Origin of the sequence: Moraxella sp. CTOTU49097 (assembly GCF_032064105.1) — a bacterium.
GTDB classification, from domain to species: domain Bacteria; phylum Pseudomonadota; class Gammaproteobacteria; order Pseudomonadales; family Moraxellaceae; genus Faucicola; species Faucicola osloensis_B.
The window spans coordinates 66,103-80,364 of record NZ_DAMBOA010000007.1; the positions used below are offsets into that span (position 1 = coordinate 66,103).

The window sequence follows — 14,262 nt, forward strand, 5'->3', positions numbered from 1 at the left end:
ACCCTAAAATCTAAAACCTAAAACATAGCCCGTGCTCAAACCCCTTATACAAGTTTTTCATGCTGTTTTGCCAAATCCCACAAGTTATCCATTTCTTCTGAGCTAGCAGTTTCAGGGGTTTTACCGATTTTAGCTAGCTCATCTTCAATAAAGCCAAAGCGAGAGCGAAATTTATGTACGGTGGTCAAAGTCGCTTTTTCGCTATCAATGCCCAGTTTGCGGGCAATATTGACTAGGGCAAAGAAACAATCACCCAGTTCTTTTTCTAGCAGCGCTTTTTGCTCAGGCGTCGGTTTTTGACCATCGATTGGTAAGATTTCTTTGAGCTCTGCCACTTCTTCGTCCAATTTGTCCACCGCACCCGACACCACATCCCAGTCAAAACCGACTTTATTGGCAGTTTTTTGTAGTTCTTGCGCTTGCATCAACGCTGAGCCTGCCTTGACCGCATCAAGGGCGCGGCGATGGTTTGCCAGTTTACCCTGTTTGGCTTTTTCGGCATTTTCCAAGGCTTTGATTTCATCCCAGCGTTTTTTGACATCTTCATCGGTTTTTAGATTTTCTTTGTCGAACACATGCGGGTGACGGCGAATGAGTTTTTGTTGTAAGGTGAAAATCACCTCGCTGATATCAAACTGCTGCTGCTCTTGGTATAGACAAGCGTGAAAAACCACTTGTAGTAGCACATCGCCAAGCTCACCTTTGATGTCGTCAATGTCGCCCGATTGTATGGCCTCGACCAGCTCATAGGTTTCTTCTAGGGCGTAGGGAATGAGGCTGTCGTTGGTTTGTTTTTTATCCCAAGGGCAGTCTTGGCGCAGTCGTGCCATTAAGGCAATGAGGTCAGCAAAATTGGAAGTCGGTTGCATCGTTATCTCTGAAGGGTGATTAATAGTAAATGATGAAAAATTCACAATATAATTGACCTAACTATTTTAGCGCATTTGACATGGCAATCTAAGCCCATTAGTGAGTGTATTTGCCTTGACAGTCTAGAGGCCTAAAATACAGAGGCTTGAAATACAGATACCTAAAACACAGAGGCTGCAAAATAATCGTTGTCATTGCTATGCCATTTTGTCAAACTATAGTGATATTGGCACAAACTTACCTAATTTAAAAATATAAGAAATATCAAGGCTGAAAATACGCGACGGTTTCGCCAATTTTTGCTGCGATTTGTAAGGTTCCATCACCCATGATTACAACTATCTTTGTCATTGGGGCAGGCTATGTTGGTCTGTCCAATGCCGTCTTATTAGCCCAGCCTAAACTTGCTAACCAAGTCACCTTGGTCGATATCGATGCCCAAAAAATTGCCCAATTACAACAGCAAGCGTCGCCGATTGACGATGCGTTGATTGCGCAGTTCTTGGCAACCCAGTCACTGAATTTAGCATCGCAGTTGGTGAGTGAGGCGGATTTTTCAACCGCAGATTTGGTGATTATTGCCACACCGACCAATTACGATGTCGCCACTGGCAAATTCGATACCTCGTCGGTAGAAGCCAGTATCCAAACTGTACGCGATCACAACGCACAAGTGCCGATTGTGATCAAATCGACTGTGCCGATTGGATTTACCCGTGACATGCAAACAAAATTTGATACGCGTATCTTGTTTATGCCAGAATTTTTGCGCGAGGGCAAAGCATTATATGACAACCTGCATCCGTCACGTATTATCGTTGGCTGTGATATAAACCATGTGCCAGCGCTGCAAGATGTTTGTCACCAACTAATCACCCAATACCAAACTGCCAGCGAACAAACCCACACTCCAAGCCAAATTATGCCGCCCACTGAGGCAGAGGCGGTCAAACTATTTGCCAATAGCTATCTTGCCACACGCATTGCATTTTTTAACGAGTTAGATAGCTTTGCTGAAAGCATGGGGCTTGATAGTGAGTCGATTATCACCGGTGTGAGCTTAGACCCTCGTATTGGCATGCATTACAATAACCCATCATTTGGGTATGGTGGCTATTGTCTACCCAAAGACACCCAACAGCTTAAAGCCAATTATGAAGGGATTCCTGCCAATGTGATTCATGCGGTGGTGGATGCCAACAATACCCGCAAACGCTTTATCGCACGTCAAATTATCGCCAAGCAGCCTAATACTGTGGGCGTATACCGATTAAGCATGAAAAAAGATGCCGATAACTTTAGAGACTCCGCGATTTTGGACATTATTGAACTGCTCAAACAACATGCCATTGATGTACAAATCTATGAGCCCAGTCTGTCGTCAGCGCAGTTTATGGATTGTCCTGTAGTCAATGATTTAGCCAGTTTTTTACAAACCAGCGATGTGATTGTCGCGAACCGATTACATCCCGAATTAGCGCACGTCAAGACAAAAGTGTATAGCCGCGATGTGTTTGGTGATAGCTGATCATTGCTAGTGAATAACTGATTTTGAGTAATTAACAGTTAATTGAATGACATTCTTAATTCTTAATCCCATGAGCCACGTATATGAATGATTTTTCTCCCATCACAATTTCGTCTTTTAAAGCCTATGACATCCGCGGCGAACTCGGTAAAAACCTTGACGAGGACATTGCCTACCGTATCGGACGTGCTTTCGCCCAATTTTTAAGTGCATCGCTATCAAATGAGCAAAAATCGGCGATTGTGATTGGCTGTGACATTCGGCCCAGTAGTGAAGCACTCAAAAAAGCCACCATACAAGGCATATTAGATGCAGGCATCGATGTGATTGATTTGGGCATGACAGGCACTGAAGAAGTGTATTTTGCCACCAGCCACTATGGCGCGATTGGCGGTATTGAAGTGACCGCCAGTCACAACCCCATCAATTATAACGGGCTAAAATTGGTGCGTGAACAGTCAAAACCCATTAGCGCGGACACTGGCTTGGCAGACATTCAACAAATCGCAGAAAAAGGCGCGTTCAAAGCGGCAGCCAATAGAGGCGAGTATCAGTTAAAAGAAGACAAAACCGCCTATATCGACCATCTCATAAGCTATATTGACGTCAACGCGTTACAACCTTTGACAGTGGTCGTCAACTGTGGCAACGGTAGTGCCGCGCCAACGATTGATTTGCTTGAGCAGCGTCTACAAGCTGCCAACGCGCCTATTAATTTTATCAAAATCAATCATGCGCCTGATGGCAGTTTTCCCAATGGTATTCCCAATCCCATGATTATTGCCAACCGTAAAGTGACAGCAGACAAGCTATTGGCGGAGAAAGCGGACTTGGCGATTGCGTTTGATGGCGATTTTGACCGCTGTTTTTTCTTTGATGAAAACGCCCGATTCTTGGAAGGCACTTATGTAGTGGGGGTGCTTGCCAAAGCTTTCTTGGATAAAAATCCTGCCGAGGCGATTGTCTATGACCCGCGTAATATCTTAAATACCGAAAGCGTCATTGCGGCGGCCGGTGGTAAAGCGACTATCAGTAAGTCAGGGCATTCTTTTATCAAACAAGTCATGCGTGAAAATAACGCAGTGTATGGCGGTGAGATGTCTGCGCATCATTATTTCCGCGATTTTAACTACTGCGATAGTGGTATGATTCCTTGGTTATTGGTGATTGAATTGCTGTCAAAATCAGGCAAAACAGAGACGCCAAAAAAACTGTCGCAACTGGTTGATGAGATGATTGCCGCTTTTCCCATCTCAGGTGAGATTAACTTTAAATTAGACGGTATCACTGCGCCTGCGGTGTTGGCAAAACTTGAAGAAAGCTACCAACAATTTGATAGCCAAACGGCGACCCTCGATAAACTCGACGGCTTGTCGGTCAATTTTCCACGCTGGCGCTTTAACGTCCGCGCTTCTAACACAGAGCCACTGATTCGTCTCAATGTCGAAGCAAGCGGTGATAAAACGCTATTAGATGAAAAAACCAAACAGCTAGAAAATTGGATTGTGGCACAAGGCGGCACGCTAGCCGACCACTAGGTTTTATTAACTACCATAAAAAAGCCGCTGCTATAAAAAAAGCCGTTTCAACGTTAATTCATTGAAGCGGCTTTTTTACTATTTAAGCTAAAACCATCTAGGCTAAAACCTTTTTAAGCTAAAACCATTAAGCCTCAGCAAATGGCTGGCGGATTATTTACCGCCACGCTCAGCACGGGCTTTATTGATGAGATAGTTAACCACTTGTGGCACTTTACCATCCTCACCCTCAACAACGTATTTGCCATCAACGACAACCGCAGGTACCCCTGATAGTTGGAAGCGCTGCGCCGCATCTTTTGAACGCGCGATACGGGTATTCACCGCAAAAGAATTGTACATGCTGTTAAATTTATTGATATCCACGCCTTTTGATGCATACCATTGACCGATAGAGGCTTGGTCAAACAATTTTTGACGGTCTTTTTGAATTGCGTCAAACATCGCTTGGTGGGTTTTGCCTTGATAACCTAACAACTGCGCAGCATAAAAACCGCGGGCGTTTTGTTCCCACACAGGGTTCATCGCAGCAGGCGTCTGCATAAACACCACATCAGCTGGCAATTTTTTTGACCACTGTGCCATATAAGGTTCTAATTTGTAGCAGTGTGGGCAACCATACCAAAAAAATTCGCGAACAATGATTTTATTGCCTTCAATTTTTTCTGGGTTTGCAAGCACCTTATAGTCTTGACCCGCTACAAAATCTGCAGCTTGGGTTGATAAACTGGTCAAGCCGATAGCGGCGGCGATTGCGGTCATTGCTAATTTTTTCATGGTTGCCTCATTAACAGTCAAATCATAGGGTCTAGCACGGCTCATATCTTATAGAAAATCGCTTGCTAGCAGGGCTCAAAATACGAAAATACCTGCGCGTTATACTATCATAAATTGAGGATGCACCTAAGTGTAATACTTTGTAAACTAAAAAAAACTACACTGGTGAAAAAAATAAGCAATATGTTAGTTAAATTTTCTAAATTAAAAATTATGTTTTTTAAGTTTATTTTATTAGTGACGTTCAGAATTGGGCGGTTATGTGGTTGGGTAGTAATCAGCTATTTTACCTTAAAAATTTATCCTACATTTTACGCTATCAGCTTGCCACATAAATTCTACAGCGCATTGGCTAAAAACTGTTAGAATAAGGCTATTTTTGATAGCCATTGTGCTTAGCAAGCAACCGCATTTCAAAAAGCGCGATAACATGCTATTAAAGTAAAAAGTATCGAATTAGAAAAATAGCGAAGTAAAAATCAAACGGAACTATCATCATGACACAACCGAATCTACAGCAAAACGTCGACTTACAAGAAGTACAAAAATTCACCGACCTTGCCAATGAATGGTGGGACAAATCAGGCGCGTTTGCCACCTTGCACCAAATCAATCCGCTACGCTTAAACTGGATTGAACAGCAAACCATCGCCCGCCAGCAATCAGGATTAACCGGCAAAAAAGTGTTAGATGTCGGCTGTGGTGGTGGTATTTTGTCGCATAGTATGGCAGTGCGCGGTGCTACAGTGACGGGTATTGATTTGGGAGAGGCGAACATCAAGGCAGCACAAATCCATGCTACGCAGACCAACCAAGCGATTGATTTTGCTTGTGTTGCTGTAGAAGATTTTGCCAAAGCGCACGCTGGTGAGTTTGATGTAGTGACGTGTATGGAAATGCTCGAGCACGTGCCAGACCCGCAGTCCATTATCAATGCTTGTTTTACCCTGCTCAAACCCAATGGCGTATTGGTACTATCGACCATCAATCGCAACCCAAAATCCTACCTGTTTGCGGTGATTGGCGCTGAATACCTATTACGCTTGTTGCCACGCGGCACACATGATTATGAAAAATTCATCACCCCCGCCGAGTTAGATCGTTTTGCCCAGCGGGCAGGCTGCAAACGTCAAGATTTAATTGGCTTACATTACAATCCACTTATCAAGCACTATTGGCTGGCACAAAATGTTGACGTTAACTACATGATGGCGGTATATAAGCCTCAGTAGTTGGCTTTACTAAAATATTAATCGTTGATTTGAGCAAAAAATGACTGAAAAATGCCAAGCTGTATTGTTTGACCTTGATGGTACCTTGATTGATACAGCACCTGATTTTATTCGGATTATTAAGGTGATGTGCGCCAAACACCAGCACCCAGCACCCAGTGATACCGCCATTCGTGAGCAAGTTTCTGCGGGCGCCAGAGCGATGGTCAAGCTGATGTTTGGCGAGCTTGTCAATGTGACTGAGGATGACCCAACCTTGCTGGCTTATCGGCAAGAGTTTTTGGACACCTATGAGGCCGATATCTGTGTCGATAGCCGCTTGTTTGATGGGCTTGATTCGCTGCTAAAAAACTTGGAATCACGTGGTATCGTATGGGGCATTGTCACCAATAAGCCGCGTTATTTGGCGGAAAATTTGTTAGACAAACTTCAGCTAACTGAGCGCTGTGCTGTACTAGTATGCCCTGATGATGTCAAATACACTAAACCTGACCCAGAGCCCATGTATTTGGCAGTAGCGCGTTTGAATGAACAACTCGGGCGTCAGTTACAGCCTGAAGATTGTGTGTATGTCGGTGACCATATCCGTGACATTCAAGCGGGCAATGCGGCGAATATGCGCACGATTTTGGCAGCTTATGGCTACATTCCCCCTGAAGACCAAGCGGATTTGGGCAGTTGGGGCGCAGATAACATAATCCATAGCGTCGCTGAATTGACCGCTTTGCTTGTGGATTGGACGGATGCTTGAGCAGACACTTGAACAAGCAACTAGGCGATTGATTCATAGACAAGGTGTTAACAATTTGCCCGATTTTTAGGGAATTTTTTAGCAAGCTTTTGAGAAAAATTTTGAGGAAACTATGACTTTAGCAACCCATGATGATATCCGTAACTTTATTCCACCTGCCGATTGTCTAAAAGGTAAAAATATTTTGGTCACAGGGGCAGGTGATGGCATCGGCAAAGCAGCCGCGCTAAGCTATGCAAAATATGGCGCGACCGTGCTACTACTTGGCAAAACCGCGAGCAAGCTTGAAGCCGTGTATGACCTAATTGAAGCAGAAGGCGGTGCTGAGCCTGCCATGCTACTGATGAATCTAGAGAGCGCAAGCTACACAGAAATGCAGCAATTGGCGATTTTGATTGAGCGTGAAGTCGGGCATTTGGACGGTGTTTTACACAATGCAGGGTTGCTCGGTGTATTGACCCCACTTGAGATGTATGACCCGATTATTTTTGAGCAAGTGATGAAAGTCAATTTTAATGCCACCTTTACCCTTACTCAAGCTTTGCTACCGCTACTCAAATCTGCACAAAGTGGCTCAGTGGTGTTTACCTCTAGTAGTGTTGGCAGCCGTCCACGCGCATTTTGGGGGGCGTATGCGCTGTCAAAATTGGCGGTAGAAGGGATGAGCGATATTTTCACCCAAGAGACCCAAAAAACCACCACCCTGCGCTTTAACTGCATCAATCCCGGTGCCACGCGTACCCAAATGCGGGCTGCTGCCTATCCGAGCGAAAACCCCAACACCTTGCTTGCGCCAGAAGACTTGATGAGTGCGTATGTTGCCTTGATGAGTGATGAGGCGGCAGGTATCAAAGGTCAGGTGATTGATTTACAGCCACAATAAAATGGCGCGATGACGGCGTTAATACGCTATTGAAATTTGATAAAACCACTACCATATTATTATGGTTAACTTATTAAAATCTAAGGAAAAATATGGCAAGTGGTTGGGCTGCAGATGGCGCAGAAAACGAGCAAATTGAAGCGACTATTAATGATGCGATTGCACGGGCAAAACGGGCATTGCCACAGGGCGAGAGCCTAACTCATTGCGAGGAGTGCGATGCCCCAATCCCCGAAGCACGGCGTCTTGCGATGCCAGGGGTGCACTTGTGCGTGCGTTGTCAACAATCGCTAGAACAGCATCAGCAAAAAGTTGAGCTATTTAATCGCCGTGGTAGTAAGGATAGCCAATTGCGCTAAGCGTATTGGCGAATGCTGTCGTTCATAACAATGACAGCTTATAAAAATTTTTCAAGCGGCAGGTGCGATAGCATCCATACTAGCGTACGCTGCCAAGCCTTGGTTTGTGGCTCTTCATCATACGTGACGATTTGACCGTTCTCGAGCGTTGACCACTGAATATTGTCATCTTTGAGCGACAAGGTGTAGCTGGTTGTTGGCAAGGCTTGCAAAAATTCACTGCGGATTTTGTTGGCAAGTACAGGGTGGGCGATGGCAACGCCAAGTTCGGTATTGGTCAAGGCTGAACGTGGATCAAAGTTGAACGAGCCGATATACACCTTTTCACCATCGCTTTCAAACGTTTTGGCATGCAAGCTGGTTGCAGAGCTTCCTGTCAAGTATGAATCACGCAAATTGTCTTTGATGGCGTTGGGCTTGAGCTCATATAGCTTGACCCCAGCTTTGAGTAAGTCTTTGCGGTGTTTGGCATAGCCAGAATGCACGAGTTTGACATCGGTGGCGCTCATGGCATTGGTCAAAATATTCACCGCTACGCCTTTTTTTGCAAGGTTGATAAAATAGTTTTTGCCTTGCTCTGTGGGTACAAAATACGCAGAGATTAAATTGAGTTCACGGCTGATTTTACCTAAGCTTTGGTTGATGTCTAACCCTTGGGTATTGGCTTTGCTGCCCAGTTTATCAGGATTGTCCGTCAATAGCTGCACGCTTGCCCAGTAGAGCGGCAATTTTTGTTGTTTGATTTGGTTGACAAAGTCGATTGCCACCAAGCGCTTTAGATAGTCGTTTTTCAGCTTTAGCACCGGGTCGAGTTGTTGTGATGCGGGTTTATCAGCTTTTTGGGTTTTTGGGGTGAACACTTGGTTTAGGGCAGATGGCTCAGGTTCTTTGACCAAATCGGTGATAGGAAAAGCCAGTTTATGGTTCCAATATTGGTCAAACGCTTGTGACATCTGCGGCACAATATGCCCAACCATCAGCACATCTAGGTCAGAAAATACCATCTCTTGGTTTAAAGAAAAATACTCATCCCCGATATTCCGCCCGCCCGTGATGGTGATTTGGCTATCAGCGGTGATGGATTTGTTGTGCATACGATGATTGAGCCGCTCAAAATCGCCCACAAACCCTAGCCAGCGCCACGAGCGAAAACGATTGGGGTTCATCAATCTCACTTCAATATTGGGGTGTTCATTGAGTACCCACAGCGTTGGGTCGAGACCACGGGTATTGTTGTCATCTATCAATAATCGCACGCGCACACCGCGCTCTGCCGCTTCTTTGATGGCTTGGAACATCAGATTGCCAGTGATGTCGTTATTCCAAATATAATACTGCACATCTAGCGTTTTTTCTGCGGTGCTAATCAGCAGCATACGGGCGGCAAACGCATCCATGCCATCGGGCAAGGGATAAACGCCCGTTTTTTGTGGATTGCTTTTAACCAACTCTGCGATGCCATCGGCCATGCTTTGCGAGCCAAATTGGCGAAAACGGCTGGAGGGCTCATCAGGTGGCATATCGGTTGCCACCGTTTTTTGATGGTCTTTGGTAATGACGGCGGTTTGGTAAGTGCTTGGTTTACCCGTGTTGGCAGGCAGACGACCCCACCAGGCGATAAAAAACAAAATCGCCATACCTAGCAAAAATAGGCTGGCTAAAAAAATAAGACGACGTTTGAACAGGGGTCTTAGCATGATGGCACTCACCAAGGTCAATTAAGCCCTAGGTTAAATTAGTTAAATTGACGCCCAATAAATTTGACGGTTTCATCCTTGGCTTTTTTGACGGCAAGCTTGCGGTTTTGTCCCAGCAGTAATTTGATTTGCCACAGTTTTTCTTGATACAAGGTTGTTGCAGGCGTGTGATACATGGCATTGATGATGCGTTTGCTCGCCAGGACGGCATCGGGGGAGCGACTGCTTAATTCTGCGACCAAATTCTTGGCAACTTCCATCGGTGTGTCGCTTAGATGGCTCACCACACCGTAGTCACAGGCCTGCTGCCCATCAAAAATCCGTGCCGTCATCGCTAACTCCTTGACGATGTCCGCGCGTAGCACCCCCATCGCAGACTGGGTCAGTCCCATATCCGCTACCAGTCCCCATTTGGCTTCCATAATGGCAAATTGGCAATCCGCTGTGGCGATACGAATATCGGTCGCCAGTGCCAACTGTAGTCCTGCGCCAAGGCAATGTCCATGCAATACACTGATGACAGGCATCGGTAGTTCTCGCCACACAAGGCACACTTTTTGAAATTTACTTTGGAACGGTTTGATAAGCTCCCAAGCGACCTGTTTTAGGTTTTTTGGGTTGTTTAAATCCGCCAAATCAATGCCGGTAGAAAAGCTTTTACCTTCACCTGCCAAAATCACCGCCCGCACGTCCGTCCATGTGGTGAGCAGGTGGGCTAAATCAATGAGTTTATCCATCAACGCAAAACTTAACGCATTGCGCTTGTCAATCCGTGTCAGCCAAACAATGACGCTATCATCACCGCTAAGTTCCAACCGCACATCGGGTGCAAGGTTATCGTTTGCAGCTTTGATACGCTGCGCTAAAGATGAAGCAGTAGTACGCTGAGAAAATGGCAAAAACCCTACACCCGGCAATATTTTTGATAACGACAAAACCGACATACGCATCCTTAAAATTTGACCAACCCAATACACTTAAAAAAATGTTGCGAAACGCGAAGATTTGCAATCATTAATCTCACTTTACTGATTTTATTGGTTGGGCACAAGAGGCGATATCGGACGATACGTTTGAGAAAGGTAACGTGGAATAGCAAGTATGCCAAACCTAGGCGGCATTGTGGTGATGGGCGTCAAATCATCTTCCAAGTCATGTCGTTTTCTTTGAGCTGGGCATATTTGAGTGCAGGGAATTGGCTCAAATCAGCCTTTGCCAAGTTATCGAGCGCTTGTAGCATTTGCTCATAATAAGGCGCCAAAATGGCAAATTGCGCAGGCGAGCTATTGTTGATATTTAGCAAACACTTGTCTTCAAGATTTTGACTGGCTTGGCGTAACTGTGGTACGCCCGTATAACGACTCGCCCCTAAAATGCGATGCGCCGCGTGGGACAAGGCTTGCCTGTCGTGGCGCTGCCAAGCCTGCTGCAAGTCACTTTTTTCCTGATCAATCGATTCAATCAGCAGGGTAATCAAGTTGGCTGCCAAATCAGGCTTGCCTGCTACCCGCATCACCGCATCATCCCAATCAATAACCGCAAGACTTGCTAGTGACTCAGCGCTATGCTGACTGCTGACTGATGGTAGGCTTGGTAGATTAGCGTTGTCATCGGTGGTAGTCGCTGAGGCGGCTAATGGCGTATGAGCAAATACGGTACTCTCTTTAGGGGTTGCAGGTGCAGTACGCGGGTTATTTGCCACAGACGCTATAGGCGCTATCGAGCGCGCCGAGATGGGTGAGTTGATAGCCGATTTGTCAGAAGCCACATCAGCGGTTGAGTCAAAAGTCACATCAGCGGACACGGACGTGCTGTGTTTACCCAACCAGCGTTGCAGGATTTGCAATAACTGGGCTTGACTGATTGGCTTGCCTACATAGTCATCAATCCCAGATGCCAATAATTTATCGCGTTCATCCGATAGACTATGTGCGGTCAGGGCAATAATCGGAATATGTTGATGTCCTGCTTGCGTTTCAACCTTACGGATTTGGATGGCGGCTTCACTGCCTGACATTCTTGGCATTTGAATGTCCATAAAAATCAAATCCACGGCGGTATCGCTTTGTGACTGGTGGGTGGTGATGTATTCAATGGCATCAAACCCACTATTAACCGTCACCACATTAATGCTCAGCTCAGCCAATAACGCTTCTAGTACCAATAAATTGGGCAGATGGTCATCCACGGCAAGCACAGTAAAGCCATGCCACTGCGGCAGTGTGGGCTCTTGGCTGCTGGCAGAATTGCTATCGAGCAGCTGATAAAGTTGGCGACGATCGAGCGGCTGATACAAGGCTTGTGCTTGGTAACGCGACAACAATTCTGGCTCAAGATTGACCTGATAGCCAAATAGTAGCAATTTACCGGCATAATGTAAGCGTACTTGTTTGAGCAGCGACGTGGTGTCCTCAGTGGTACCATTGTCCACGATGACCCAATCCCAATGATTGCCTGTTTCTTTGAGCGATTCAAGTAGGCTTGCTAGCGTACTTGCGGTAGTAATGGCAATCGGTAATTCACGCAGCGAGCCTTTTAACACTTGTAAGCTTGCAGGATGGTCAATCCAAACCAAGATATTTACCGCAGCAGTGGTATCAGCCGCTATATAACCAGCATCGGTTTTTGGCGGGACGATGGCGGGTAACTGCCAAATGGGGTCATGGATAAGCAGCCGCTGCTGCTCTTGGTTACTGATGGTCATCGGCAAGGTAAACCAAAACGTCGTGCCTTTGATTTTGTGCGATTGGCTCGCATCACCCGCTTGCTCAGTGGCGTTGTCATAAAAACCAATATTGCCGCCCATCAGATAGGTAAGCTGTTTTGAAATTACCAACCCCAGCCCTGTACCGCCGTACTGGCGAGTAATCGACGGATCGCCTTGCGAAAAACTTTGGAACAGCACTTTTTGATGCTCAGGCGAAATCCCGCGCCCTGTGTCTTGCACACTGATATGAATTAAATCATCAATGTCATCATCCAGACTGACCCGCACAATGACCTCGCCATCATCGGTAAATTTGATGGCGTTGTTAACAAGATTGGTCAAAACCTGCTTGGTACGTAACGCATCCCCCACCAGATAATGCGGCACATCGTCATAGAAGAACACCGCCAGCCGTAAATCTTTCTCTGCCGCCAGTGGCGATAGCATATCCACCACATCGTAGATACTGGCATACAGGTCAAATTCATGACTATCCAGTACCAGTTTGCCGGCTTCAATCTTAGAAAAATCAAGCACGTCATTGACCAGTGCTAATAGGTGCGCTGAAGACTTACGAATCGTTTGCACGTACAAGTCTTGCTCGGCATTTAAGCCGCCATGACGGGATAATAGGTTGATAAAGCCGTCAATACTGTTAAGTGGGGTGCGTAATTCGTGACTGATATTGGCTAAAAATGCCGATTTGGTTTGACTGGCTGAAACCGCGGCATCACGCGCATTGCGAATTGAGATGTTTTGCATTTCCATCTCATCAAAAGCCAATCGTAAATCATCTTCGGTCTGCTCGGCGTGATTTTTGAGTTCTTGGAAACTTTTATGCAGACGTCTTAAGGTCTTGACCAAATCCTGTTGCAGCTGGTTGATTTCACCACTGGCGTTGATGGTCATCGGTTTATACAGGTTGTTGGCGTTGGTGCGCTGCAAATGTAACCGCATCTCATAAATCGGCGCAATCCAGCGTCTAGCATATATGTGGGTGGTCAATAGCAGCAGCAAAATAGTAAAGAGTCCGGTAATCGCTAACGCTAACATCACTTGATAGCGAGCCACTTGTAGCGGCTCATTATCAATATTGACAATAATCCATAAGGTCGGTAGTGGGGCAGTCGCATTGGCGGGCGCGCTTAGTACCAATTTTCGACCAAATAAACTACTACCCTTGCTATTAAACAGGCTGTTGGATTGGGTGTTGAGCTGCGTCAGCAAATAAGTTTGCTGCGTATTGCTTTGCGCCTCAAGGTGGCGTCCCAAAAAAGGCAACAAGCGCGGATTGGGCTGTTGTGACAAATCCCCAAAACTAACCAACACGTTGCTTTGTTCGTTGACAATCGCCACGCCTTGCAAGTGTTTGTCGTTGATGGCATTTTGTAGGGCAAATTTCACATTGTCTTGCAGTGTCGCCAATTCTTTGGGCGACAGCTCGGCTTTATTTGAGCCATCTTTATTTGAGCCATTATTGCTATTAGGCTGAGTGCTAGTTGCAGATAGCGCTTGGTTGATTTTAAGCAGATTCGTCTGCATGGAAGCGGCGACAGGCTGCAGAGTCACCAGCAAATTATCGGCGGTTGATTGCTGAATGGTACGCGCAGCACGGCTGGTATCTGATAACACCAAAAAACCACCCGTCAACGCGAGTGCGCTAATCGGCAAAAACACCAACAGTATCAACTGTCCATAAGCGGTGGAAAAATCCAAGTGAAATCGTTTGCTCACATTGCTAGCCTTGCATCAGCCTAATTTAGGCATCAGATTTTTTATCAGGGTTTTGGGGTATAGCGTTTCATTTTATAGGATTTTAGCCAATTTTGCTTGCGCGGCTGGGGTTTTTGTCGCAAGTAAATTTTTGACAAGTCTATACCCCAGCAAAAAATCGAGATAAAATCAGATGGGGTAGCGGTG

General features: G+C 45.8%; 11 protein-coding genes. 6 read left to right on the top strand and 5 right to left on the bottom strand.

Annotated features, from left to right (window positions below; translation table 11 throughout):
- Positions 1-44: 44 nt before the first annotated feature.
- Positions 45-869: a nucleoside triphosphate pyrophosphohydrolase gene (mazG, locus tag RT064_RS06175; protein WP_313062470.1), complete on the bottom strand. Its 825-nt coding sequence runs from the start codon at positions 867-869 to the stop codon at positions 45-47.
- Positions 870-1,198: 329 nt separating this feature from the next.
- Between mazG and RT064_RS06180 the strand changes: the two genes are divergently transcribed.
- Both RT064_RS06180 and RT064_RS06185 read left to right on the top strand, forming a co-directional pair.
- A complete protein-coding gene (locus RT064_RS06180; protein ID WP_313062471.1) occupies positions 1,199-2,398 on the top strand; it encodes a nucleotide sugar dehydrogenase in 1,200 nt (399 codons plus the stop codon).
- Positions 2,399-2,481: 83 nt separating this feature from the next.
- Complete coding sequence (locus RT064_RS06185; protein WP_313062472.1) at positions 2,482-3,936, top strand: phosphohexomutase domain-containing protein; 1,455 nt, start codon at positions 2,482-2,484, stop codon at positions 3,934-3,936.
- A gap of 153 nt (positions 3,937-4,089) precedes the next feature.
- Here the strand turns inward: RT064_RS06185 and RT064_RS06190 are convergent, their stop codons facing one another.
- A complete protein-coding gene (locus RT064_RS06190) occupies positions 4,090-4,713 on the bottom strand; it encodes a thiol:disulfide interchange protein DsbA/DsbL (RefSeq protein WP_040403627.1) in 624 nt (207 codons plus the stop codon).
- Between the two features lie 497 nt (positions 4,714-5,210).
- On the opposite strand from RT064_RS06190, the gene ubiG reads away from it, so the two are divergent.
- The 4 genes from ubiG to RT064_RS06210 all read left to right on the top strand — a co-directional run bounded on the left by ubiG (position 5,211) and on the right by RT064_RS06210 (position 7,938).
- Positions 5,211-5,945, top strand: a complete 735-nt coding sequence (ubiG, locus tag RT064_RS06195) for a bifunctional 2-polyprenyl-6-hydroxyphenol methylase/3-demethylubiquinol 3-O-methyltransferase UbiG (protein WP_128681130.1) — start codon at positions 5,211-5,213, stop codon at positions 5,943-5,945.
- Between the two features lie 40 nt (positions 5,946-5,985).
- On the top strand, positions 5,986-6,696 hold the full coding sequence (locus RT064_RS06200; protein ID WP_313062473.1) for an HAD family hydrolase: 711 nt from the start codon (positions 5,986-5,988) through the stop codon (positions 6,694-6,696).
- Between the two features lie 112 nt (positions 6,697-6,808).
- Entirely contained in the window at positions 6,809-7,579 is a 771-nt protein-coding gene (locus RT064_RS06205) for a YciK family oxidoreductase (RefSeq protein WP_050325276.1), read from the top strand.
- Between the two features lie 92 nt (positions 7,580-7,671).
- Entirely contained in the window at positions 7,672-7,938 is a 267-nt protein-coding gene (locus tag RT064_RS06210) for a DksA/TraR family C4-type zinc finger protein (RefSeq protein ID WP_062333234.1), read from the top strand.
- Between the two features lie 38 nt (positions 7,939-7,976).
- On the opposite strand, the gene RT064_RS06215 is transcribed toward RT064_RS06210, so the two are convergent.
- The 3 genes from RT064_RS06215 to RT064_RS06225 form a co-directional block, all read right to left on the bottom strand.
- Complete coding sequence (locus RT064_RS06215; RefSeq protein ID WP_313062474.1) at positions 7,977-9,635, bottom strand: phospholipase D family protein; 1,659 nt, start codon at positions 9,633-9,635, stop codon at positions 7,977-7,979.
- A 38-nt stretch (positions 9,636-9,673) separates the two neighbouring features.
- Positions 9,674-10,579 carry a crotonase/enoyl-CoA hydratase family protein gene (locus tag RT064_RS06220; protein WP_313062475.1) on the bottom strand — a complete coding sequence of 302 codons (906 nt, stop codon included), beginning with the start codon at positions 10,577-10,579 and terminating at the stop codon, positions 9,674-9,676.
- Between the two features lie 191 nt (positions 10,580-10,770).
- Positions 10,771-14,076, bottom strand: a complete 3,306-nt coding sequence (locus RT064_RS06225; protein WP_313062476.1) for an ATP-binding protein — start codon at positions 14,074-14,076, stop codon at positions 10,771-10,773.
- Positions 14,077-14,262: the final 186 nt, after the last annotated feature.